Here is a 22,817-nt window from a genome sequence, read left to right on the forward strand (position 1 = left end):
ACGCTTCCGTTCGTTTCGCATCGCCAGTCCGTACCGACACGAGAATTCCATGAACGACCAGTCACGCCCCCCTGAAGCCGTCCCTGCGTCGCGCCTCGCGACGTTCGTCGAGCGCTGCGCCAATACGATCATCCGCCAACGCAAGCTGCTGATGCTGCTGTGCGTCGCGGTGACGCTGGCGCTCGGACTGTCCGCGACGCGCCTGAAGCTCGATCCGGGCTTCAACAAGATGATCCCGATGCAGCACCCGTACATGCAGGTGTTCGAACGCTATGCGGGTGCGTTCCCCGGCGCGAACACGATCCTCGTGAGCCTGCGCTGGAAGGGCGACGGCGACATCTACAACCAGACGTTCATGGACGGGCTGCGCCATGCGACCGACGACGTGTTCTTCATCCCCGGCGTCAACCGCTCGCGCGTGTTCTCGCTGTTCACGCCGAACGTCCACTACACCGAGGTGACCGAGGCCGGCTTCCGCGGCGACGTGGTCGTGCCCGGCCAGTTCTCGAGCGCGAACCCGGACGATCTCGCGAAAGTACGCCGCAACGTCGCGCGTTCGGGGCAGATCGGGCGCCTCGTCGGCAACGACCTGAAGTCGGCGCTGATCCGCGCGGAGCTGCGCGAGACCGATCCGGCGACCGGCAAGCGGCTCGACTACAGCGCGGTCGCGCGCCAGCTCGAGGAGATCCGCGCGAAGTATGCGAAGCAGGGCATCGACGTGAACATCATCGGCTTCGCGAAGCTGGTCGGCGACGTCGAGAACGGCATCGCGGGCGTGATGGCGTTCTTCGCACTCGCGTTCCTCGTGACGGCTGCGCTGCTGTTTGCCTATACGCGCTCGCTGAAGACCACGGTACTCGCGCTCGTCGTCGCGCTGCTGCCGGTCGTCTGGCTGCTCGGTTCGCTGCCGCTGCTCGGGCTCGGCATCGATCCGATGTCGATCCTCGTGCCGTTCCTGATCTTCTCGATCGGTGTCTCGCACGCGGTGCAGATGACCAATGCGTGGAAGCAGGCGCTGGTGCGCGGCGCGTCGTCGGTCGACGCCGCGCGCGACGCGTTCCGCAAGCTGTTCGTGCCGGGCACCGTCGCGCTGCTGACCAACGCGCTCGGCTTCATGGTGATCATGCGGATCAAGATCGACATCGTGCGCGAGCTCGGCATCACCGCTTGCCTCGGCGTGCTGCTGATGATCGTCACGAACAAGGTGTTCCTGCCGATCCTGCTGTCGTACACGCGCCTCGAACGCGGCACGCTGGCGCGCGCGCAGCGCACGGCGGCGGCCGGCGGCAGCCCGATGTGGTCGCGCTTCGCGGTGTTCGCGCGGCCGGCGCCGGCGCTCGGCGTGTTCGCGGTCGCGCTCGCGCTGCTCGCCTACGGCACGCTCGAGTCGCGCAAGCTGGAAATCGGCGACATCGGCACGGGCGCGCCCGAACTGCGCACGAACTCGCGCTACAACATCGACAACGCGGCAATCACGCACCAGTACAACATCGGCGTGGACGTGCTGTCGGTGATCGTCGAGACGACCGGCTTCGACGACGCGTGCCTGCATTACCCGGTGATGAGCGCGATCGAGAAGTTCGAGATGAACATGCGCGGCGTGGCCGGCGTGCAGTCGGTGACGAGCGTGTCGTCGCAGGGCAAGGTGTTCATCGCCGCGTTCAATGAAGGCAACCCGCGCTGGGCCGCGCTGCCGCGTTCCGGCGACGGGCTCACGCAGGGTTCCAATGCGTTCGACCCCGACAACGGGATGAACACCGCGAACTGCAAGGCGATCCAGGTACTGATCTACACGAAGAACCACGAAGGCACGACCATCGCGCACATCGTCGACGAGATCAAGCGCTTCGCGGCCGAGAACCCGACGCCGAACGTCGCGTTCCGGCTCGCGGGCGGCAACGTCGGCGTGATGGCCGCGACCAACGAGGCCGTCGGCGACGCGGAGGTCGCGATGCTGCTGTCGATTTTCGGGGCGATCGCGCTGCTTTGCGCGGTGACGTTCCGCTCGTGGCGCGCGGTGCTTTGCATCATCGTGCCGCTCACGCTGGTGTCGATCCTGTGCAATGCGGTGATGGCGCGGCTCGGCATCGGGCTGAAGGTCGCGACACTGCCGGTGATCACGCTCGGCGTGGGCGTCGGCGTCGACTACGGGATCTACCTGTACGAGCGCCTGCAGCACGACATCCGCCACGGCGCGACGCTGCCGGACGCTTTCGCCGACGCGATGCGCCAGCGCGGTACCGCGGCGCTGTTCACGGCCGTCACGATGTTCATCGGCGTCGGCACGTGGGCGTTCTCCGCACTGAAGTTCCAGGTCGACATGGGCGTGCTGCTCGCGTTCATGTTCCTCGTGAACCTGTTCGGCGCGGTGTTCCTGCTGCCCGCGCTTGCCGCGTGGCTCGGCGTCGAGCGTGCCGAGCGCCGCGTGTCGAAGCAGCCGCAGCCGTTGCAGGCGACGCCCGCGCCGCTGAAGCCGTCGCCCGCACTCGAACCCGGCAACCCGATGCGCTGAACGGCGCCCCATTTCCCCCGCGCGCGGCCGGCCGCCGCGCGTTCTCCCAAAGAAGGAGTCAACCCACATGTCCGCACGCCCTTACAAGATCGAAGCCCAGCCGCTCGCGCAGCGCTATGCGCGCGGCTGGCACTGCCTCGGGCTCGCCCGCGACTACAAGGACGGCAAGCCGCATACGCTGAACGTCTTCGGCCGCAAGCTTGCCGCGTTCGCCGATTCGACCGGCAAGGTCAACGTCGTCGACGCGTACTGCCCGCACATGGGCGCCGACCTGAGCCTCGGCACGGTCGAAGGCGACAACCTCGTGTGCCCGTTCCACGGCTGGGCGTGGAGCGGCGAAGGGCAGTGCGCGTCGATCCCGTACTGCAAGCGGATTCCGCCGAAGGCGCGCATCGGCGCGTGGCCGACCTGCGAGGAAAACAACCTGCTGTTCGTGTGGAACGACCCGGAAGGCAATGCGCCGCCGGCCGACGTCGCGATTCCGCGCCTCGACGTGTGCTTCTCCGACGAATGGTCGGACTGGGTCGTCGACAAGATGGTGATCCAGGCCAACTGCCGTGAACTGGTCGACAACATCTCGGATGTCGCTCACTTCGCGACCGTGCACCACGCGCCGATCGACTATTTCGCGAACCTGTTCGAGGACCACAAGGCGACGCAGCTGATGGTCGGCCGCAGCGAGAAGCTCGGCGGCGACAGCCTGACCGCGCTGTCGACCTATTTCGGGCCGGCCGTGCACATCACGCAGATGACGGGGCAGAGCAACGGGCAGCCGATCCACTCGGTGCTGCTGAACTGCCACGTGCCGATCGACATGAACAGCTTCGAGCTGCGTTACGGCGTGATCGTGAAGAAGGTGGCCGGGCTGACCGACGAGCAGAACATGGAGATCGCGAACGCGTACGTGAAGGAAGCGCAGCGTGCGTTCTACGAGGACGTCGACATCTGGCACAGCAAGACGCGGATCGACAACCCGCTGTTGTGCGAAGGCGACGGCCCGCTGTACCAGATGCGCGACTGGTATTCGCAGTTCTACCTGGACGCCGCCGACGTGCGGCCGACGAGCGTCGCGCGCAAGGCGTTCGAGATGCGGATTCGGGAAGGCGGCGAGCCGCCGGCGCTGCATCACGTGTTCGAGCCGCAGTAAAAACGGGCAGGCCGGCCGAAAAACAGGGGCGCATCGAAACGGGGGGCATCGGCCGGCAACCCCCGCCGTACAAGGCGCGGCGGCACCTTCGCTTGTGCGTCGCACCAAAATGACTTGACGAAACGCCCACTCCCGCGTAGTGTCCTAGACCGAAGTCGTCAAGAAGTTCGATTGCTCATCATTCGCCGCACGCTGTGCGGCAGTCGTTGGTCTCTCCCTCTTTGATTCTTTCTGTGCCCGTCGAGGGCGCATGTTCAATCGTTTGTATTAAGGAAGTATTTGTGGATACCGGTACCGTCAAGTGGTTCAACGAAACCAAGGGCTTTGGTTTCATTTCCCCGGACAACGGCGGCGACGATCTGTTCGCCCATTTCTCGGAAATTCGCGGCACGGGCTTCAAGACCCTGGCCGAAGGCCAGAAGGTCAGCTTCGAAGTGAAGCGTGGCCCGAAGGGTCTGCAAGCGTCGAACATCACGCCGCAGTAAGCCGCATCGGCAGCGGTCGCCGGTCGGCGGCCGAGGCCGGATGGAGTATCGCGCGGGGCGCCGCATGACGGCGGCCTGCGCGTTCCGATGCGCACGACCGATGCATCGCGACATTCTCGATGCATCGGTCGTGACGCCTCCCTCATCGCATGCGTAACCCGCATGCGACGCAACGCCCTTGCGAAGCGCACGCTGCTTCGCGAGCGCATCACCGCTTCAACGCATCAACCTGAGCAGACCGCCGCCATGTCGTAGCTGGCGCGGTCCCGACTTGCGCGGCGCTCATCCCGCCGCCGCCACCGACCGCCCGAACGCCGCAACGCGCCGGGCTCCGATCGCAAGACAGGCCCTTGGCCCGTCTGAACGAACCGATCCCCGGCAGCCTGCCGGCGGCCGTCCCGTTGCGGGATGCGGCGCCGGGCAGATCGCCGCGGCCGCGGTCTATCACCTTGTCTGGAGGAATTGGTTTGGCAAAAGAAGAACTGCTGGAACTCGACGGGATCGTCGACGAAGTGCTGCCGGACAGCAAATACCGTGTGACGCTGGAAAACGGCGTCGTGGTTGGCGCGTACGCGTCGGGCCGCATGCGCAAGAACCACATCCGCATTCTCGCGGGCGACCGCGTGACGCTGGAACTGTCGGTCTACGACCTCACGAAGGGCCGTATCAACTTCCGTCACAAGGACGCGAATTCCCCGCGTCCGCCGCGAAGCGGCCAGCCGCGTCGTTAAGCGGCGACGGCCGGCGCGCGGCACATCGCGCCCCCGGTCGAAACCTGTCCGGCCACACGGCCGGACGAACCGGATGAACGGCACGCTGCGTACCGTTCGTCGGTCGCCGGCGGCGCCATCGCGCCGCGGCGGCCAGTCCCGCCTTTACCGGCCGCCGCGCGTGCGCAACGCTCAGGCAGCCGCGTCCCGCAGGAAATCCTCGACGACCTTCGCGAAGTACGGCGGACATTCCTGCATCGGGTAATGCCCGCAATTCGGTATCGTCACGAGCTTTGCGTTCGGATGCCATGCGAGAAAGGTCGCCTGCATCGCCGGCGCGTCGAGCCCCGGATCCTTGTCGCCGACGATCGCCAGAAAACGCGTGTCGAGCCCGCGCACTTCATCGACGAAATCCGTGCCGGTCAGCATGTCGAGATACGGAAGCCGGCAACCGGGCGCCACCCGCTCGCGGTTCTGCCGCAGCTTCAGGTCGGCCCAGCGCGCCGACAATCCCCCCGTCACGAACCGCACGAGCCGGCGAAACGCGTCGTCGTCGACGGTCGTGCTCGCGAAGAAGGCGCGTGCGTCGCCGGGCAGGCGGTTGCCGGCCGCCGACACCGGGCACACGGCGATCGCGCTCTTGATGCGCGATGGCGCATCGGCGGCGAGCCGTTGCGTCGCCATGCCCGTCATCGAATGGCCGATCACGTGAAAGCGCTGCCAGCCGAGGCGATCCGCGAGCGCGAGGCAATCGGCCGAGATTTCGTCGATCGTATATGCGCCGCTCAGGTGACGGGATGCGCCGTAGCCGCGCAGGTCGACGAACACGTACGTGAAGGCCGTTTCGTCGAGATACGGCAGCAGCGCCGCGTAGTTCGTATGGTCGCCGAGCCAGTCGTGCAGCACCATCACGCATTCGGGGCCGGTGCCGTGCTGCAGGTAGCCGAGGCCCTCGTGGCGGCCGTCCGGGCGGGCGGCGAGGGCGGGGTCGATCGGGTTCATTTCAAGTCGTTTCCTTCTGGTTGGTGAACCAAAACGAAACGCCCTCCCGGCGGACCGGGAGGGCGTCTTGAAAGTGCATCGATCGTATCGGGCCGCCCGGCGAAAGTCAACGCTCAGAGCGCCATCCCGCCCGACACCTCGATGCGCTGCGCATTGACCCAGCGGTTGTCGTCCGACAGCAGCGACGCGATCATCGGCCCGATGTCGTCAGGCTCGCCCACACGGCCGAGCGCGGTCCATTCAGCGACGCGCCGGTTGACCTCCGGATTGTCGCGCACCATCCCGCCGCTGAAATCGGTCGCCACCGCGCCCGGCGCGACGACGTTCACCGCGATGCCGCGCGGGCCGAGCTCCTTCGCCAGATAGCGCGTCAGCACCTCGACCGCGCCCTTCATCGACCCGTAGGCCGCGCTGCCGGGCACCGCGACGCGCGTGAGGCCCGACGACACGTTCACGATGCGGCCACCGTCGCGGATCAGCGGCAGCAGCGTCTGCGTGAGGAAGAACACCCCCTTGAAGTGCACGCGATAGAGCGCGTCGAGATCGGCTTCGGTCGTCTCGGCGATCGGCGCGTGATGCGACGTGCCCGCATTGTTGACGAGGAAGTCGAAGCGGTCGGCGCCCCAGCCTGAAAGCGCGTCGCGGAGCTGTTCGGCGAAGCGGCCGAACGTGGCGGTATCGCCCGTATCGAGCGGCAGCGCGAGCGCCGGTTGCCCGGCGTCGGCGGCCAGCGCGACGACGCGATCGGCTTCCGCGCGATTCGAGCGGTAGGTGAAGATCGTGCGCACGCCGCGTTGCGCGAGGTGAAGCACCGTGTTGCGGCCGAGCCCGCGGCTGCCGCCGGTGACGACGGCGATTTTCCGGGCGGTACCGGTGGAATGTACTGCAGTCATGCTGTGCTCCTGGTCGAAGTCGGTGACGGACAGCCGCAAGCGTACGGCGGCCGTCGTCCCCGATGAATGCCGGAACCGGCTGCATTCTTGCCTGATCCTGCCCGGCCGCCCCGATGCGCGCGGTGCCGCGTGTACCATCCGCACATCGGGATACGGAGGGCTGCACCATGTCGGAGGAACTGGTCGAACGCGTCGCGCGCCTGACCGGCGAGCAGGGCGACGAACGCCGGTTCGAGACGGCGATCGACGGGCTGATCCTGCTGCGTTCCAACCGCGAGCGGCTGCCCGCGCCGCTGATCATGAGACCCGCGCTGTGCGTCGTCGTGCAAGGCGCGAAGTGGACCACGTTCGGCGGGCGGCGTTACGACTACGGGCCCGGCCGCGCGCTCGTCGTCAGCGTCGAGATGCCGGCGACGAGCCGCATCGTGAAGGCCAGCGAGACCGAACCGTTCCTCGGCATCGTGCTCGAATTCGATCTCGCGATGATGCGCGACGTGCTCGAACGGCTCGATGCGCCGCCGCAGGCGGCCGGCCCGATCGGGCATGGCGTGTGCGTGACCGATTTCGGCGGGCCGCTCGCCGATTGCGTGCTGCGGATGATGCGGCTGCTCGATACGCCGGCCGCGATTCCGGTCGTCGCGCCGCTCGTGATGCGCGAGATCTGCTACTGGCTGCTCGCGGGCCCGCACGGCGGCGAAGTCTCGCGCGTCGTGTTCGCCAACGGTCACGCCCAGCGCGTCGTCGCGGCGATCCATGCGTTGCGCGGCCAGTTTGCCGAGGCGATTCGCGTCGAGGAGCTCGCCGCCGTCGCGCAGATGAGCCCGTCGGCATTTCACCGGCAATTCAAGGCGCTGACATCGATGACGCCGCTGCAGTACCAGAAACAGTTGCGCCTGCTCGAAGCGCGGCACCTGATGGTGACCGGCGCGGCGAACGCGGAAACGGCCGCGTATCGCGTCGGCTACGAAAGCGCGTCGCAGTTCAGCCGCGAATACGCGCGGATGTTCGGCGCGCCGCCACGGCGCGATGTCGTCACGCTGAAAACCGCGCCGGTCGAGGGCTGAACCGACACGCGGTGACGCGGTTCGTATGACGCTTTACGCGCGGGGCGGCGCGGTCGTACACTCGTCGGCAATTCGCGGCCCGCGCGTGTGGCTTTCAATCCCTTCAGTGGCTTTCAGCGGGCCAACGACCGTGCCAGCCGGACATTCGTCACGCGACGCCAGGAGGCGCCATGAGTGCAGACGCAGCCCCCGCATCCCCGTCCGTTCAGGACCGCATCCAGCATGTGTTCGTGCTGATGCTCGAGAACCGTTCCTTCGATCACCTGTTCGCGCTGTCGGGCATCGCCGACATCGTCGCCGCGTCGCCGGGCAACAGCAACGCGTATGGCGGCGCGGTCTATCCGTTCGGTGGCGGCGCACCCGACCGGATGCCGACCGATCCATGCCACGAATTCACCGACGTGCTCGAGCAGCTGTGCGGCGCGGGCGTGCCGTTCGTGAAAGGGCAGGCTTATCCGCCGGTCGGCAATACGGGTTTCGTGTCGAACTACGCGACGTCGCATTCCGAAGGCACGCCGCCGCAGCCGGCCGACGCGGGCAAGATCATGCAGGGCGTCAACGTCGCGACGCAGGCGCCGTCGCTGTACGCGCTCGCGAATGCGTTCGTGCTGTGCGATGCGTGGCATGCGTCGATGCCGGGGCCGACCTGGCCGAACCGCTTCTTCCTGCACGGCGCGTCGTCGGCCGGGCTCGACCATTCGCCGACCAAGGAAGAGATGGGCGGATGGGACGCATTCGACGGCTTTCCCTATCCGAAGGGCTCGATCTTCGGCGCGCTCGGCGACGGCAACTGGCGCATCTACCAGGACCAGACCGGCGACCCGCTCGGCCGTGTGCCGCAGGTTGCGTCGCTGAAGGGCATCAGCTTCTTCGACGTCGACGATCTCGCGCACTTCGAAGCCGATCTCGCGGCCGGCTACACGGCGCGCTACACGTTCATCGAGCCCGGCTACGGCGACATCGTGCACGGCACCTATCAAAACGGCAGTTCGCAGCATCCGATGGACGGGCTGGCCGGCGGCGACCAGCTCGCTGCGCGCGTGTACAACGCGATCCGCAATTCGCCGGTGTGGAACAGCAGCCTGTTCGTGATCGTCTACGACGAGCACGGCGGTTTCTACGATTCGGTCCGGCCGGGCGCCGCGCCGCCGCCGAACGACGGCGCGGCCGAGACGCTGAACGCGAGCGGCTTCGGTTTCGACGTGTATGGCGTGCGCGTGCCGGCGATCGTGATTTCGCCGTGGGTCGCGGCCGGGCAGGTCGACCACACGCCGTACGACCATGCGTCGGTCGCCGCGACGCTCGAGCGGCTGTTCGGCTGTGCGCCGCTGACCGACCGCGACCGGCTCGCCAACGACCTGCTGGCGCTCGTGACGACAACGTGCCGGACGGATTGTCCGCAAAGGATCGGAACATGAGTACGACCCCGGACCCGCGCGATGCGCTGCCCGTGCGAGACGGCACGAGCCTGATCGCGTATCTGCACATCCTGAGGAAGGCGCATGCGGAGCTGGTCGGCCAGGACAAGGCGCACCAGCGCTTCAGCGAGATCGTCACGCGCGGACAGGCGCGGCAATATATCGAGGAGCTGATGCCGGCGCTGCTGCAGAAACGCGCCGAGCACCGGGCGCGCAAGCACGGCGGGAAACATCACTGAGCGGATAGTGCGGTAGCGCCGTACCCAGCAGGAACGCCGCCTGTCACGTTGCCTGCTGCACGCTGACCGCCGACACCACCGCGCCCGTCAGTTGCACGGCCGCGCCGACGAACATCGCCGCGCGCAAGCCTGCCGCGCCGCCGTGCGCGGCCGCGAACAGCGTGCCGAGCACCGCGATCCCGAGCGTCGCGCCGGTCATCCGCGCGACGTTGACGAGCGCGCTTGCGGTGCCCGAGCGCGCGGCCTCGACCGTGCCGACCGCGATGGTCATCAGCGGGCCGGTCGCGATGCCCATCCCGAGCCCTGTCAACGCGAGGCCGATCTCGGCGTCGAGCAGGCCCGGTGAACCGGAGGATGCGCCGATCACGGCGAGCCCGCTCGCGATCACCGCGACGCCGCCGGCCGTCGTCGTGCGCGTGCCGAGGCGCTCGGACAGCGGGCCGGACCACGGCGACACGACGATGAACACGAGTGCCATCGGCAGCAGTGCAAGGCCCGCGCCGGTCGAATCGAGACGACCGGTGCTCTGCCACGTCAGCGGCAGCAGGAACAGCACGCCGTACATGCCGAACGTCATGCCGGTGGTCGCGGCGATCGCGCCGCGAAACGCGCTGATCCGGAAGAGGTCGAGCGGCACGAGCGCGGCTTCGCCGCGGCGGCGTTCGATCGCCGCGAAGGCGACGAACGACGCAACTGCAACGCAGCCCGCGAACGCACACGCGGCCGCAGAATCGCGGAACACGATCGCCGCATACGCAAGCGCGCCGAGCCCGAGCGCCCCCGCGACTTGCGCCGCACCGTCAACATGCCGGCCACGCGGATCGGACGACTCGGGCACGGCCGGAATCGCGAACAGCATCGCCGCGATGCCCAACGGCACGACCACGAAAAAGATGCTGCGCCAGCCGAAGTGCCGGATCAGCACGCCGCCGAGCGTCGGGCCGATCGCCATCGCCACGCCGTTGCACGCGGCCCAGATGCCGAGCGCGCGGCCGCGCTCGACCGGATCGCGCCACACGACGCGCACGATCGCAAGCGAGGCCGGCAGCAGCAGCGCCGCGCCGACGCCGGCCAGCGCGCGCGCGGCGATCAGCACCGATACCGACGGGGCGAGCGCGCACGCCAGCGACGCGACGGTAAAGAGCGCGGTACCGGCGATGAAGAGGCGGCGCCGGCCGTGCAGGTCGGCGAGCAGCCCGCCCGTCAGCAGCAGCACCGCGTAAGTGAGGTTGTAGCTGTCGACGACCCATTGCAACGCGCCGACGCCGGCGTGGAAATAGTCGCCGATCGCGCGCGTCGCCAGATTCACGACGGCCGTGTCGACCTGTGCGACGAGCACGGCGAGGCAGAGGGTCAGGAGCGTGAGGCCGCGCCGTTTGGCGGTGCGCTCGGCCAGTGCGGCGAGTCCTCCGGTATGAGCCACGGGCGGTGCTCCTCGGGTTTCGGTCCATCGAGCTTAGATACCGTCTGCTGACAGCGTGGTGTCAGCAGACGAGCGCGAGGGCATGCAAACGGTGTGCCTGCCGTCATGACCGATCACGTCGAAAGACGCGACACGTGCCCGTCATGCGTTGCGGCCTGGCTTGCGGCATGGCCAGCATGCTGGAATATCCTGCCGGTGCTGCGGTGCTGCGGTGCTGCGGTGCTGCGGTGCTGCGGTTCAAAGGGAAAATGCTGCAGCTACGCCGTGCGAAGGAGGTACGTCGGCGTAGTTGAGCTGACCGAAGCGCAGCGAGATTGCCGCGGATGCATTCGACGTGCCCGGAACCGGGATGACGCAGCGCGCGTGACCCACGTTTCCGGACGTTCGGAACAGCGCTGCGATCAGAACTTCGCGCGAATCCCCGCGCCGAACGTGTTGCCGTTCGACAGGCCGCTGATGCGGTCGTTCATGTACGCGGCGTAGAGGTCCGTGCGTTTGGACAGCGGGTAGTCGTAGCCGACGGCCCAGGTCTGGCGCGTCTGGTCGAGGCCGCCTGCGTCGCGCGAATACGCGTACGAGGCCATCGCGTTGCCCGCGCCGAGCGGCACCGACACGCCGCCTTGCGCAGTGTTCACATGCCAGCTTCCGGCGACCTGGTCATTCTTCGTGTACATATACTGGCCAAACAGCTTCACGAGCTTCAGGTCGTAGGTTGCGCCGACCAGCGCGATGCCCTGGCTCTTCATCCCGGCGACGAGCGCGCTCAGGTCGCGCGGGCCGTTGTTGAAGTTCACGTACTGATACGTGGCGGTTGCCGCGAACGGGCCGTTCGCATAGTTGAACTGAGCGCTCCATTTCTTCGAGCCGTTGTCGCCGGCCTGGTTGCCGAATGCGTACATCGCGCCGAAGTTCAGTCCACCGAACGAAGGCGATGCATACGACACCGCGTTGTTCCAGCCGGAATCGCCCACCGCACCCTGATCGCTCGGGTAGGTCGGGAACGTGCCGAGGCCGAGGAACACGTGATACACCATCGGCGAGAACGTGTACGAGTCGTAGAACGGGTTGAACAGGATCGTCGACAGGAACAGGTGCGTCGTCAGGCGGCCTGCCGTCACCGTGCCGTACGGCGAATCGATGCCGACGTACGCATTGCGCGCGAAGAACGTGTCGCCCTGGAAGCGGCCGTACTGGCCGTTCTGCGCGCGGAAGAAGCTTTCCAGCGTGAAGATCGCCTTGTAGCCGCCACCGAGATCCTCGGCGCCATGCATGCCCCAGTACGACGTCGACATGCCACCGCCGCTCACGTTCCATGCGCGGTCGCTGCCGGGGAACTTGGTTGCGCCGACCCATTCGTCAACCTGACCATAGAGCGACACGCTCGACTGTGCATGGACGGGCGCAGTGGCCGCCACGCAGGCGGCTGCGGCGATCAGCTTGACGGACGTGCGCGACGCACGGCGAGCGAATGACTTCATGAGGTCTCCTGTATTGATTGATGGCGGGCTGACTGGTTTCGAGTAATGCATTGCCCGGGGTAAGAAGGGGAATTCGATTGGACGGCGGTGTGAGGCGCGATCGAGGCCAAATGAAACCGCGTGATTTATCCGCTTCTGAATTGCCTCGTCAGAATGAGGTTGAATCGTAAATTTGTTGCTTCTGATCAGCCATTGGACGAAGGGCATCATGCGTATACGCCAAGCCGTATAAGTCAGGGTTATGCGCCGGGATGCATGTCGATATCGGCGTATACGCTCATACAGCGCCATTTATGCGATGGATTTCATGCGCAGCCGATATGGACGAACATTTACCATTTTCCGGATCGGGCGCTGTCGCGCAATACCGGAGAGACACTGACGAAGCAGGCCGGACGGTGTCCTCGGGGTACCTGACAGACGGATTGCAATCGTTGTCATATGGTCCGGTTGGACGACGTGCGATGCGCCGTTTCGGTGCAGCCTTGCCGGGTTGCCGATGATGGCAGTCGCAGCGGGTCTTGCGCCGTTTCGAACGGCCGGCCGTGGCACGCGCTACGCGAACCGCAGCAGGACATCGCGAATACAACAAGGCCGGTAACACGAATACCGGTTTTTCTTTTGACGCAGGAGCCACTGATGAATAAACAAGGATTGGTTGACGCCGTGGTTTTTTCCACCGGGTTGAACCGGGTCGCGGCCACTGAAGCAGTGGACACGGTGATCAATACGATCGTCGGCGCGGTCGCGGCCGGCGCAGCCGTTCAGCTGGTCGGTTTCGGCTCGTTCAGGCAAGGGAAGCGCGCGGCCCGAGTGGGCAGAAATCCGTCGACCGGAGAAGAGATCCGTATTGCGGCCGTGAAGACCGTCAAGTTCACCGCGGGCACCGCATTCAAGAGTGCGGTGAATGCGATCAAGAAGTAAGCGGGGCGGCGGGGCGCCAGCCAGCTGGCGGCGCAGATCGAACGGTACCGTTCGAGCGACACGCCGCCCGGCGCAACAACCGTCCTCAAAAAAAGACGGGGCATGTGCCCCGTCCCGTACGACCGGCGATGAAGCCGCGTGATTACGCCGCCACCTCCCGTGCCCGCACCATCGTCAGCGCCGCATCCTCGATCATGTCCTCCTGGCCGCCGACGAGCCGCTGCCGGCCCAGTTCGACGAGAATGTCGCGCGCCGGAATCCCGTACTTCGCCTCCGCGCGCTTCGCGAACAGCAGGAACGACGAGTAGACGCCCGCATAGCCGAGCGTCAGCGCATCGCGGTCGAGGCGGATCGGCACATCCATGATTGGCACGACGAGATCCTCGGCGACGTCCGAGATCGCGAACACGTCGACGCCCGTCTCGATCCCCATCCGGTCGCACACCGCGACGAACACTTCCATCGGCGTGTTGCCCGCGCCGGCGCCGAGGCCGGCCGCGGCCGCGTCGATCCGGTTCGCGCCGGCGGCAACCGCCGCGACGGAGTTCGCGACGCCCATCGCGAGATTGTGGTGGCCGTGGAAGCCGAGTTCCGTCTCCGGCTTCAGTGCGTCGCGCACCTGGCTGATTCGCGCGGTCACGTCGTCGGGAAGCATGTGGCCGGCCGAATCGGTGATGTAGATGCAGTTCGCACCGTACGACTCCATCAGCTTCGCCTGCACGACGAGCTGCTCCGGCGACGACATGTGCGCCATCATCAGGAAACCGACCGTATCGAGCCCGAGCGTGCGCGCAAGGCCGATATGCTGCTCCGACACGTCGGCCTCGGTGCAGTGCGTCGCGACGCGGATCGTGCCGACGCCCAGTTCGTGCGCCATGCGCAGATGCTCGACGGTGCCGATGCCGGGCAGCAGCAGCGCCGACACCTTCGCCTGCTTCAGTTCCGGAATCACGGCGCTCAGGTACGCCTCGTCGGTGTGCGCGGGGAAACCGTAGTTGACCGATGCGCCGCCGAGGCCGTCGCCGTGCGTGACCTCGATCAGCGGCACGCCGGCCGCGTCGAGCCCGCGCGCGATGTTGCGCATCTGGTCGAGCGTGATCTGGTGGCGCTTCGGGTGCATCCCGTCGCGCAGCGACATGTCGTGGACGGTGATCTTCTTGCCTGCAAGTGACATCGTGTGACTCCTCGACTCAAGCGGTAGCGGCCGTCGCGGCCAGCATCTGTTCGGCGAAACGCTCGGCCGTGGCGGCTGCGGCGGCGGTCATGATGTCGAGGTTGCCCGCGTACTTCGGCAGATAGTCGCCGAGCCCTTCGACTTCCATGAACACCGACACGCGATTGCCGTCGAACACCGGGCCATTCTTCAACGTGTAGCCGGGTACGTAGCGCTGCACTTCCTTGACCATGGCATGCACGGACGCGGTGATCGCGTCGACGTCGGGCGGCCCGTCGGTCAGGCAGTGGATCGTGTCGCGCATGATCAGCGGCGGCTCGGCCGGGTTGATCACGATGATCGCCTTGCCCTTGCGAGCGCCGCCGACCTGTTCGATCGCGCCGGACGTCGTGCGCGTGAACTCGTCGATGTTCTTGCGCGTGCCGGGGCCGACCGAGCGCGACGACACGGTCGCGACGATCTCGCCGTACGCGACCGGCTGCACGCGCGATACCGCGTACACCATCGGGATCGTCGCCTGGCCGCCGCAGGTCACCATGTTGACGTTCATCTGCGCGCTGTCGAGATGGGCGTCGAGGTTCACCGGCGGCACGCAGTACGGCCCGATCGCGGCGGGCGTCAGGTCGATCATCTTCACGCCGAGCGCGGTGAGCTTGTCGGAGTTGTCGCGGTGCACGTACGCCGACGTCGCGTCGAAAGCGATGCGGATGTCGTCGGCGGCCACGTGCGGCAGCAGCCCGTCGACGCCCTTGTCGGTGGTCTTCAGGCCGAACTCGCGCGCGCGGGCGAGGCCGTCGGATGCCGGATCGACGCCGACCATCCACACCGGTTCGAGCACCGTCGAGCGGCGCAGCTTGTACAGCAGGTCGGTGCCGATGTTGCCGGGCCCGATCAGTGCGCATTTGATTTTCTTCATCAGGATTCTTCCTTTAGATAAAGCGGACATCGCAGCTGCCGATGCCCGAGATGTGCATCGACAGCGTGTCGCCGGCCGTGACCGGAATCAGTTTCGCGAGCGAGCCGGACAGCACGATCTCGCCGGCCAGCAGCGGCACGTCGTACGCGGCGAGCGTGTTCGCGAGCCACGCGACCGCGTCGGCGGGGTGGCCGAGCGCCGCATCCCCGCGTCCTTGCGCGACGGGCTCGCCGTTCTTGTCGATCGTCATCTCGCACGCGGCGAGATCGAGCGTGCGCGGGTCGACGCGCGCATCGCCGAGCACGTACACGCCGCACGACGCGTTGTCGGCGACGGTGTCCTCGATGCGGATCGCCCAGTCGCGGATGCGCGAATCGACGATCTCGAAGCAGGGTGCGACGGCGGCCGTCGCGGCGATCACGTCGGTGCGGTCGATGCCGGGGCCGCGCAGGTCGTGCGCGAGGATGAACGCGATCTCGCCCTCGGCGCGCGGCGCGATCAGCGAGTCGGCGGCAATCGCCTCGCCGGCCGCGTAATGCATGCCGGACAGCAGGATGCCGAAATCGGGCTGGCGCACGTTCAGCATGTCCTGCACGGCCTGGCTCGTCACGCCGATCTTCTTGCCGACGACCGCTTCGCCCTGTTCGATGCGACGCTCGATGAAGCGTTGCTGGATGCGGTAGGCGTCGTCGAGCGACAGCCGGCGCGGACGGTTCGACAGCGGCGCGACCGGTGCGCGCGCGTGCCACGCGGCGTACAGTTCGTCGCCGAGCGTCGTATGCAGGCGGGAAGACATGAAAGGGCCCTCGAATGGAAAAGGCCGCCGTCGCGGGCGGCGTCGTGCGCCGGAGCACGGGCTCCGGCGCGGGGGCGCGGGCGTGCCGCGTCAGTCGATACGTCAGTTACCCGAACTGCGGATCGCGTCGGGCGAGAAGTACGCCTCGTTGAACTGCGGGCTGTTGTCGAGCTTCGGCATCGGGCCTTCGTTCGTCAGGCGGTCGGCCATGTATGCGCCGGAGACGAGATCGTGATAGAACACGACGCCCGGGTAGAACGTCTTCGCATCGAACGCATACAGCGACGTCGCGACGTTGGTACGCCACAGCAGGCCGCGCGCATCGTAGTTGTCGGCGAGCGGCGTCATCCACGTATCCTCGTCGAGATACAGCACGCGCTTCGCGTACTGGTGGCGATAGCCGCTCTTCAGCGTCGCCTGCAGCACCCACACGCGATGCAGTTCATAGCGGATATACGCCGGGTTCTCGTGGTTCTTGCCCAGCAGGTCGCTGTACTTCACCGAACTGTCCATCGCCTTGTAGTCGTTGTACGGCACGTAGATCTCGCGCTTGCCGAGGATCTTCCAGTCGTAGCGGTCGCCGGAGCCGTTGAAGAGACGGTCGTCATCCACGGTGCGGAACCCGCCCGGGCCCATCGGCTGGTCGTAGCCGTACTCGGGCGCCTGCCGCACGCGCCGCGTGCCCGGGTTGTACATCCACGTGCGCGACGAGTTGTCCGCGCCGGCCTTGTCCCAGTTCGTGAAGGAGAGGGTGATCGAGCCGCGGTCGGACAGCGGCAGCTCCGTGGCGACGCGCGCGTAGGTCCGGTTGTTCAGGTCGCTCTTCACGTCGTACTTGCCGACATTGCGCGGCGAGTAGATGTCGTAGCGCACCTTGCCCCACGCGATGTTGCCGTCGGAGTAGACGACCGCCTGGTCATAGATCGCCTGCTCGGTGCCGATTGCCGATGACATCCGCTGGTTCCACAGCAGCTCGGCCGCGGTCTTCGGGATCGGGTACGGCGCCTGCGGCGGCGCGTTCGTGAGGCCGTTCGCGTCGGACGTCATCGTCGAATCGGGCGCGTACGTGCGGATGTCCTTGTAGACGGCGTCCGTATACCGGAAGTCGCGGTGGCTCGGATAGACGATGATCTTGAACGTCGCCGGATAGCGTTTGAACATCGCCTTCTGGCCGTCGGTCAGGTGCTCCGCGTACTGCGCCATGTTTTCCGCGGTGATCGTCGCGACCGGCTTCTCGTTCGCGTACGGATCGGGGTAGCGGCCGCCGCGCTTGTACTGCACGTCGGGCGGCGTGCCGAGCCACTTACCCGACCAGTCGGGCACGCTGTTGTCCTTGCTCGCGGCACGCACCGCGCCCATCGGCGTCAGCGTGCCGTCGAGCGCCTTCAGGTCGTCCGGCGTGACCTTCGGGAACGATGCCGTCGCAGCGAGCGCGCACGCGGCCATCACCGACGCGCGCAGGAGGGGGAGACGAATTCTCTTCATGACAATCCTCTTGCTGAGTGACGAGCGGCCGGGCCGCTCAGAAGTGGTAGGTCGCCGTGGCCAGCACGTAGTCGCGATCCGCGAGCGGGCGCGTGACCGGGTTCGGCGATCCGAGGAACTTTGCGTAGACGAGCGACAGTTGCAGGTTGCTCAGGCGCGTGAAGGTCACGCCGGCCGTCACGCGGTGGTCGCCCTGGCCCGTCAGCGAGCCGAGCGCGCCGGCGAGCGGCGACGTGCCCGTCAGGTCGTGCGCGTAGGTCAGCGGCACGTCGAGATCCCAGCCGTTGAACACGTTCTTGTAGCTGAGCGTCCACGCGATCTCCATGGCGAGCGCGTTGCGCGAATTCGCGAGCGTCGTCGAGCCGTCGAGCTCGGAGATGCCGCCCGCATGCACGTACGTGATTTCGCCTGTCAGCGACTGCGAATTCGCGAGGAAGCTCGGCCCGATCGAGTAGATGCCGGACAGGTTGGTCTGCAGCACGTTCGCGCGCGTCGACTGCACACCCGTCGGTGTATTGACGAGCACGGCCGCGCCCTGGCGGTACGACACTTCGCCCGCGACGTTCACCGGGCCGACCTGCGTGGAGAAGCTCGCGCCGGTCAGCTTGATGTTGCTGAAGTAGGTCTGCTGGTACTGGAGCGTCGGGAAGTACGTGGTGACGACGCTCGGGTTCATGTCGTTGTAGTGCAGGTAGTACAGGCCGAGCTCGGTGTCGCCGAGCACGCGGAAGCGCGCGCCGATCCCCCACTGGTTGCTCGCGCTCGGCTTGTCGTCGGGGCCGCGCGGAATGATCATTCCGCCCGGGCCGATGATGTACTGCGCGCCGGGGCCCGTGACGTCGGAGTAGCTCCAGTACGTGCCGGGCGCGGTCAGCCGGTTCTGCTGGAACGAGAACTGGTAGTAGCCGAGCAGGCTGAAGTTCGGCGTGACCTGCCACTGCGTCGAGATCTGCGGCACCGGCAGCAGGATGTCCTTCACTTGCGCGCCCGCCATGTACGACTTGGTCGCGTCGGAGGGGCCCTGTGCGCCCGCGATGTTCGGGAAGAACAGGCTCTCGCCCCATGCGACGACCTGGTCGCCGACCTTCACGTTCAGGCTCGTCGAGCCGATATGGAACGTGTTGTACGCATACGCGGCGAGCAGCGTCGTGTGACCGCCCGACCAGTAGCGCGCATCGCTCGTGAAGTTGTTGTACTGGCCCGACTGGTTCACGGTGCCCGGCGCATCGTTGTAGTTCGGGCGGTGATAGGCCTGGTCGTAGAACGTGCTCGCGCGCACGAACACGCCCCAGTCGTCGTGCTTCAGGTTCACTTCGCCGAGCAGGCTGACCTGGTTCTCGATCAGCTTGTTCTTCGCGAAGTTGCGGTCGCCGTCGTCGCCGTTGATGTTCGCCGGCGTCAGCAGATTGCCGCTCGGTGCGCGGGTGCGCATGCCGAGGCCGTAACTGAGCGTGAACGTGTAGTCCAGCGTCGTGTCGGCGCCCAGCCCGATCGTGCTGCCTGCATGCGCGTCGGGAACGGCGCATGTCAGCAGTGCGGCGGCCAGCGTCGACAGCGTGGCGGTTGCCCGCTTGTCGGTACGGCGCGAAATCCGTTGATGCATGGTGTCTCCTCTTGGGGGTATCGACGACGGTCGTCTGTGCGTTGTCGTGAGAGGCAGAGTAGGGAGATCGCGGTAGCAGGGAATCGTCAAAATGAACTAGATGACTTCCCTAGGACTGGAAACGAATGCCCCCGCACCGCTTGCATGGCGTGTTTCAGCGTGCGTCGGCCTGCGCGGCCGACAGGAACGCGGGCCGTTCGCCGCCGCCGTCGAGCCGCAGGTTCGCGCCCGACGTGTACGACGCATGGGGCGACGCGAGGAACAGGCAGGCGGATGCAACGTCGTCGGGCGTCGCGAGCCGTCCGGCTGGAATCGTCGCGCGGATCGCATCGAGCGCATCGTCGTTGCCGTAGTGGCCTTCGGTGGCCGATTCCGTCTGCACGAGGCTCGGGCTGATCGCGCAGACGCGCACGCGTGGCGCCCACTCGACCGCGAGCGACGTGACCGCGTTGACGAGGCCCGCTTTCGCGGCGCCGTATGCGGCCGTGCCGGGCGACGGCCGCGACGCGCTGATGCTCCCGATGAACAGCATCACGCCGCCTTCGGGCTGCGGCTGCATGATCGCGTTCACGCGCTGCGCGAGCTGCAGCGGTGCGATCAGGTTCAGCCGCACGATCGATTCGGTGAAGCGCGGCGAAGCATCGGCCGCGAGCGCGAACGGCGAGCCGCCCGCGTTGTTGACGAGCACGTCGAGGCCGCCGGCCGTCGCGCGGATCGTCGCGAGCATCGCGTCGACCTGCTCGATGTCGCGCAGGTCGGCCGCGACGAAGGCCGCCGTGCGGCCATTGGCCGATGGCGGCGTGTCGGGCGCGCTGCGCCCGCACACGAACACGCGTGCGCCTGCCGCGAGAAACCCCTCGGCGATACGCCGCCCGATACCCTTGGTGCCGCCCGTCACGAGCACCGTCTTGCCGCTGTAGTCGAATCCGTTCATCGTTGCCTCCGTTTCGGTGGGCCGATGATAGGAAGAAGCGCGCGCGGCTTCGTAGTCTGAAAGGATGATGCCGGCCGGGGCTGGCGGCGCAATCATCGTGGCAGGCATCCATCGAACGACGAAGGAGACAACCCGCGATGACGACCCTCACGACGCCGCCGGCCGGCATCTTCACCGACGTACCGGGCGGCATGCGCCTGCACCATTTCGAGGCGGGCGAGGGTCGGCCCGTGGTGTTCATCCACGGCAGCGGCCCGGGCGCCAGCGGCTTCAGCAACTTCAAGCACAACGTCCCGGCGTTCGCGGCGGCCGGCTATCGCGCGATCGTCGTCGACCTGCCGGGCTACGGGCAATCGTCGAAGCCGTCCGACGTCGCCTACACGCTCGATTTCTTCGTCGACGCGCTGCATGCGCAACTGGCCGCGCTCGGGATCGGACCGGCCGTGCTGCTCGGCAACTCGCTCGGCGGCGCGATCGCGCTCAAGTACGCGCTCGACTATCCGGACGAAATCGACGGGCTGATCATGATGGCGCCGGGCGGCGTCGAGGATCGCGAAACCTATTTCCGGATGGAAGGGATCCAGCGGATGGTGAAGCTGTTCACCAATCGCCAGATGAATGACGACACGATGCGCGAACTGCTGACGCTGCTCGTGCACGACCCGGCGATCGTCACCGACGCGCTCGTCGCCGAGCGGATGAAGGTGTGCGTCGAGCAGCCGACCGAAGTGCTGTCGACGATGAGCGTGCCGAACCTGACCGGTGCGCTCGGCGACCTGCGCTGCCCGATACTCGGATTCTGGGGTACGGACGATCGCTTCAATCCGGTTGGCGGCGCACTGACCTTCCTCGAACGCTGCCGCGATGCGCGCTTCGTGCTGATGAACCGGTGCGGCCACTGGGTGATGGTGGAACACGCCGATTATTTCAATCGGGAATGCCTCGATTTTCTGGCGACGCGGAATACGCGATAACGCCGGATGCCCCTCAAGGCCGCCGCGCAGGCGAGCGGCCCCTCTGAACCTACGGAGACACCATGAAACTCATCGAAGAACTGTTCGACCTGCGCGGCAAGGTCGCCGCGATCACCGGCGGCGCCCGCGGCATCGGCGCGGAGACGGCGCGCACGCTGGCCGCCGCCGGCGCGAGCGTGGCCATTCTCGACGTGCTGTCGCAGCCGGCGGAAGCGCTGGTCGAGGAAATCCGCGCGCAGGGCGGCGAGGCGGCGTTCTGGTCGCTCGACGTGACGCACGAGGCCGACGTGGCGCGCGTGTTCGGCGAGATCGTCGCGCGCTTCGGGCGCCTCGACGTGCTCGTGAACAACGCGGGCATCGAAGGGCACAACGTGCCGACGCACGAGCTCACGCTCGCGCAGTGGCAGCGCGTGCTGGACGTGAATGTGAACGGCGTGTTCCTGTGCACGCGCGCGGCGATTCCGCATATCGACGCGGCCGGCGGCGGGTCGATCGTGAACCTGTCGTCGATGTACGGGATCGTCGGCGGCCCCGACGTGCCCGCGTATCACGCATCGAAGGCCGCGGTGCGGATGATGGCGAAGGTCGACGCGATGCTGTACGCGGCGAAGAACATCCGCGCGAACTCGGTGCATCCGGGCTATATCCGCACGCCGATGCTCGAGGACGCGTTCCGCCAGATGGGGCAGGACCCCGACAACGTGTTCGGTTATCTGCAGACGCATGTGCCGATGGCGAAGATCGGCAGCCCGCGCGACATCGCGGCCGGCATCCTGTATCTCGTGTCGCCGGCCGGTCGTTACGTGACGGGCGCGGAGCTCGTGATCGACGGCGGGTACACCGCGCGCTAACGCGAGTCGGTACGCGCAACGGAACAGGAGACAGGCAGTTGAAAGTGCTCGTGGCAGTGAAACGCGTGGTCGACGCGAACGTGAAAGTCGGCGTGAAATCCGACCGGACGGGCGTCGACATCGCGAACGTGAAGATGTCGATGAACCCGTTCGACGAGATCGCGGTGGAAGAGGCCGTGCGGTTGAAGGAAGCCGGTGTCGTGACCGAAGTGGTCGCCGTATCGGTCGGCGTGGCGCAGGCGCAGGAAACGCTGCGCACGGCGCTCGCGATCGGCGCGGACCGCGCGATCCTCGTCGAATCGAATGACGGGGTCGAGCCGCTCGGCGTCGCGAAGGTGCTGAAGGCGCTGGCCGACAAGGAGCAGCCGCAACTGGTGATCCTCGGCAAGCAGGCGATCGACGACGATTCGAACCAGACCGGCCAGATGCTGGCCGCGCTCGCTGGCTTGCCGCAGGCGACGTTCGCGTCGAAGGTGGCGATCGCCGACGGCCGTGCGACGGTCGCACGCGAAATCGATGGCGGTGCGGAAACGCTGTCGCTTCAATTGCCCGCAGTCGTGACGACCGACCTGCGCCTGAACGAGCCGCGCTACGTGACGCTGCCGAACATCATGAAGGCGAAGAAGAAGCCGCTGGAAATCGTGAAGCCCGGCGACCTTGGCGTGGACGTGACGCCGCGTTTGAAGGTGCTCAACGTGAACGAGCCGCCGAAGCGCGCGGCCGGCGTGAAGGTGCCGGATGTGCACACGCTGGTCGCGAAGCTGAAGACCGAAGCCAAGGTGCTGTAAC

The 22,817-nt window shown here is 66.8% G+C and carries 21 protein-coding genes; 11 read left to right on the top strand and 10 right to left on the bottom strand.

The genetic code is table 11. The features are described from left to right. Window positions 1–49: 49 nt before the first annotated feature. From ACWMMN_RS23540 to infA, 4 genes are all read left to right on the top strand, one after another. Window positions 50–2,512: an efflux RND transporter permease subunit gene (locus tag ACWMMN_RS23540; RefSeq protein WP_486424027.1), complete on the top strand. Its 2,463-nt coding sequence runs from the start codon at window positions 50–52 to the stop codon at window positions 2,510–2,512. A 67-nt stretch (window positions 2,513–2,579) separates the two neighbouring features. Beyond that, on the top strand, window positions 2,580–3,659 hold the full coding sequence (locus ACWMMN_RS23545; RefSeq protein WP_059240439.1) for a 3-ketosteroid-9-alpha-monooxygenase, oxygenase component: 1,080 nt from the start codon (window positions 2,580–2,582) through the stop codon (window positions 3,657–3,659). Between the two features lie 281 nt (window positions 3,660–3,940). Continuing rightward, the gene (locus ACWMMN_RS23550; protein ID WP_006483056.1) at window positions 3,941–4,144 is read left to right on the top strand and encodes a cold-shock protein; all 204 of its coding nucleotides are present in this window, start codon (window positions 3,941–3,943) and stop codon (window positions 4,142–4,144) included. Window positions 4,145–4,611: 467 nt separating this feature from the next. Then, window positions 4,612–4,875: a translation initiation factor IF-1 gene (gene infA / locus ACWMMN_RS23555; RefSeq protein ID WP_006483034.1), complete on the top strand. Its 264-nt coding sequence runs from the start codon at window positions 4,612–4,614 to the stop codon at window positions 4,873–4,875. Between the two features lie 171 nt (window positions 4,876–5,046). Here infA and ACWMMN_RS23560 read toward each other — a convergent pair whose 3' ends face one another. Both ACWMMN_RS23560 and ACWMMN_RS23565 read right to left on the bottom strand, forming a co-directional pair. Beyond that, window positions 5,047–5,856, bottom strand: a complete 810-nt coding sequence (locus ACWMMN_RS23560) for an alpha/beta fold hydrolase (protein WP_059240440.1) — start codon at window positions 5,854–5,856, stop codon at window positions 5,047–5,049. 113 nt (window positions 5,857–5,969) lie between these two features. Beyond that, window positions 5,970–6,749 (bottom strand): SDR family NAD(P)-dependent oxidoreductase, encoded by a 780-nt coding sequence (locus ACWMMN_RS23565; protein ID WP_174991161.1) that lies wholly within the window; start codon window positions 6,747–6,749, stop codon window positions 5,970–5,972. A 167-nt stretch (window positions 6,750–6,916) separates the two neighbouring features. On the opposite strand from ACWMMN_RS23565, the gene ACWMMN_RS23570 reads away from it, so the two are divergent. From ACWMMN_RS23570 to ACWMMN_RS23580, 3 genes are all read left to right on the top strand, one after another. Then, window positions 6,917–7,813, top strand: coding sequence for an AraC family transcriptional regulator (locus ACWMMN_RS23570; protein ID WP_256086331.1), 897 nt, complete (start codon window positions 6,917–6,919; stop codon window positions 7,811–7,813). Between the two features lie 170 nt (window positions 7,814–7,983). Then, window positions 7,984–9,231 carry an alkaline phosphatase family protein gene (locus ACWMMN_RS23575; protein ID WP_174991157.1) on the top strand — a complete coding sequence of 416 codons (1,248 nt, stop codon included), beginning with the start codon at window positions 7,984–7,986 and terminating at the stop codon, window positions 9,229–9,231. Beyond that, window positions 9,228–9,470 (top strand): hypothetical protein, encoded by a 243-nt coding sequence (locus ACWMMN_RS23580; protein ID WP_486424028.1) that lies wholly within the window; start codon window positions 9,228–9,230, stop codon window positions 9,468–9,470. Before ACWMMN_RS23575 ends, ACWMMN_RS23580 begins: the two co-directional genes overlap by 4 nt. Window positions 9,471–9,513: 43 nt before the next feature. Here the strand turns inward: ACWMMN_RS23580 and ACWMMN_RS23585 are convergent, their stop codons facing one another. Both ACWMMN_RS23585 and ACWMMN_RS23590 read right to left on the bottom strand, forming a co-directional pair. After that, complete coding sequence (locus tag ACWMMN_RS23585; protein WP_486424029.1) at window positions 9,514–10,893, bottom strand: MFS transporter; 1,380 nt, start codon at window positions 10,891–10,893, stop codon at window positions 9,514–9,516. 401 nt (window positions 10,894–11,294) lie between these two features. Beyond that, complete coding sequence (locus ACWMMN_RS23590) at window positions 11,295–12,371, bottom strand: porin (protein ID WP_256086332.1); 1,077 nt, start codon at window positions 12,369–12,371, stop codon at window positions 11,295–11,297. 639 nt (window positions 12,372–13,010) lie between these two features. On the opposite strand from ACWMMN_RS23590, the gene ACWMMN_RS23595 reads away from it, so the two are divergent. After that, window positions 13,011–13,295, top strand: a complete 285-nt coding sequence (locus ACWMMN_RS23595) for an HU family DNA-binding protein (protein ID WP_059240446.1) — start codon at window positions 13,011–13,013, stop codon at window positions 13,293–13,295. A gap of 142 nt (window positions 13,296–13,437) precedes the next feature. Here the strand turns inward: ACWMMN_RS23595 and dmpG are convergent, their stop codons facing one another. The 6 genes from dmpG to ACWMMN_RS23625 form a co-directional block, all read right to left on the bottom strand. Beyond that, window positions 13,438–14,469 (bottom strand): 4-hydroxy-2-oxovalerate aldolase, encoded by a 1,032-nt coding sequence (dmpG, locus tag ACWMMN_RS23600; RefSeq protein ID WP_340624902.1) that lies wholly within the window; start codon window positions 14,467–14,469, stop codon window positions 13,438–13,440. A 16-nt stretch (window positions 14,470–14,485) separates the two neighbouring features. Then, window positions 14,486–15,385 carry an acetaldehyde dehydrogenase (acetylating) gene (locus ACWMMN_RS23605; RefSeq protein ID WP_059240448.1) on the bottom strand — a complete coding sequence of 300 codons (900 nt, stop codon included), beginning with the start codon at window positions 15,383–15,385 and terminating at the stop codon, window positions 14,486–14,488. Between the two features lie 13 nt (window positions 15,386–15,398). Then, window positions 15,399–16,181, bottom strand: a complete 783-nt coding sequence (gene dmpE, locus ACWMMN_RS23610; protein WP_340624903.1) for a 2-oxopent-4-enoate hydratase — start codon at window positions 16,179–16,181, stop codon at window positions 15,399–15,401. Window positions 16,182–16,283: 102 nt separating this feature from the next. Next, the gene (locus ACWMMN_RS23615) at window positions 16,284–17,666 is read right to left on the bottom strand and encodes a DUF1329 domain-containing protein (protein WP_059240450.1); all 1,383 of its coding nucleotides are present in this window, start codon (window positions 17,664–17,666) and stop codon (window positions 16,284–16,286) included. 37 nt (window positions 17,667–17,703) lie between these two features. Continuing rightward, window positions 17,704–19,269: a DUF1302 domain-containing protein gene (locus ACWMMN_RS23620; RefSeq protein ID WP_174991150.1), complete on the bottom strand. Its 1,566-nt coding sequence runs from the start codon at window positions 19,267–19,269 to the stop codon at window positions 17,704–17,706. Between the two features lie 154 nt (window positions 19,270–19,423). Further along, on the bottom strand, window positions 19,424–20,203 hold the full coding sequence (locus tag ACWMMN_RS23625; protein WP_486424030.1) for an SDR family oxidoreductase: 780 nt from the start codon (window positions 20,201–20,203) through the stop codon (window positions 19,424–19,426). Window positions 20,204–20,340: 137 nt separating this feature from the next. Between ACWMMN_RS23625 and ACWMMN_RS23630 the strand changes: the two genes are divergently transcribed. From ACWMMN_RS23630 to ACWMMN_RS23640, 3 genes are all read left to right on the top strand, one after another. Next, window positions 20,341–21,177 carry an alpha/beta fold hydrolase gene (locus ACWMMN_RS23630; RefSeq protein WP_059240453.1) on the top strand — a complete coding sequence of 279 codons (837 nt, stop codon included), beginning with the start codon at window positions 20,341–20,343 and terminating at the stop codon, window positions 21,175–21,177. Window positions 21,178–21,239: 62 nt separating this feature from the next. Continuing rightward, complete coding sequence (locus ACWMMN_RS23635; RefSeq protein WP_059240454.1) at window positions 21,240–22,028, top strand: SDR family NAD(P)-dependent oxidoreductase; 789 nt, start codon at window positions 21,240–21,242, stop codon at window positions 22,026–22,028. A gap of 38 nt (window positions 22,029–22,066) precedes the next feature. After that, window positions 22,067–22,816 carry an electron transfer flavoprotein subunit beta/FixA family protein gene (locus ACWMMN_RS23640; protein WP_486424031.1) on the top strand — a complete coding sequence of 250 codons (750 nt, stop codon included), beginning with the start codon at window positions 22,067–22,069 and terminating at the stop codon, window positions 22,814–22,816. Window position 22,817: the final 1 nt, after the last annotated feature.

It is taken from the genome of Burkholderia cepacia complex sp. TUM26381, from assembly GCF_057439935.1.

Coding starts and splice junctions, on each gene's coding strand:
- ACWMMN_RS23540 (WP_486424027.1), top strand. CDS start 50: ATGAACGACCAGTCACGCCCCCCTGAAGCCGTCCCTGCGTCGCGCCTC.
- ACWMMN_RS23545 (WP_059240439.1), top strand. CDS start 2,580: ATGTCCGCACGCCCTTACAAGATCGAAGCCCAGCCGCTCGCGCAGCGC.
- ACWMMN_RS23560 (WP_059240440.1), bottom strand. CDS start 5,856: ATGAACCCGATCGACCCCGCCCTCGCCGCCCGCCCGGACGGCCGCCAC.
- ACWMMN_RS23565 (WP_174991161.1), bottom strand. CDS start 6,749: ATGACTGCAGTACATTCCACCGGTACCGCCCGGAAAATCGCCGTCGTC.
- ACWMMN_RS23570 (WP_256086331.1), top strand. CDS start 6,917: ATGTCGGAGGAACTGGTCGAACGCGTCGCGCGCCTGACCGGCGAGCAG.
- ACWMMN_RS23575 (WP_174991157.1), top strand. CDS start 7,984: ATGAGTGCAGACGCAGCCCCCGCATCCCCGTCCGTTCAGGACCGCATC.
- ACWMMN_RS23580 (WP_486424028.1), top strand. CDS start 9,228: ATGAGTACGACCCCGGACCCGCGCGATGCGCTGCCCGTGCGAGACGGC.
- ACWMMN_RS23590 (WP_256086332.1), bottom strand. CDS start 12,371: ATGAAGTCATTCGCTCGCCGTGCGTCGCGCACGTCCGTCAAGCTGATC.
- ACWMMN_RS23595 (WP_059240446.1), top strand. CDS start 13,011: ATGAATAAACAAGGATTGGTTGACGCCGTGGTTTTTTCCACCGGGTTG.
- dmpG (WP_340624902.1), bottom strand. CDS start 14,469: ATGTCACTTGCAGGCAAGAAGATCACCGTCCACGACATGTCGCTGCGC.
- ACWMMN_RS23605 (WP_059240448.1), bottom strand. CDS start 15,385: ATGAAGAAAATCAAATGCGCACTGATCGGGCCCGGCAACATCGGCACC.
- dmpE (WP_340624903.1), bottom strand. CDS start 16,181: ATGTCTTCCCGCCTGCATACGACGCTCGGCGACGAACTGTACGCCGCG.
- ACWMMN_RS23615 (WP_059240450.1), bottom strand. CDS start 17,666: ATGAAGAGAATTCGTCTCCCCCTCCTGCGCGCGTCGGTGATGGCCGCG.
- ACWMMN_RS23620 (WP_174991150.1), bottom strand. CDS start 19,269: ATGCATCAACGGATTTCGCGCCGTACCGACAAGCGGGCAACCGCCACG.
- ACWMMN_RS23625 (WP_486424030.1), bottom strand. CDS start 20,203: ATGAACGGATTCGACTACAGCGGCAAGACGGTGCTCGTGACGGGCGGC.
- ACWMMN_RS23630 (WP_059240453.1), top strand. CDS start 20,341: ATGACGACCCTCACGACGCCGCCGGCCGGCATCTTCACCGACGTACCG.
- ACWMMN_RS23635 (WP_059240454.1), top strand. CDS start 21,240: ATGAAACTCATCGAAGAACTGTTCGACCTGCGCGGCAAGGTCGCCGCG.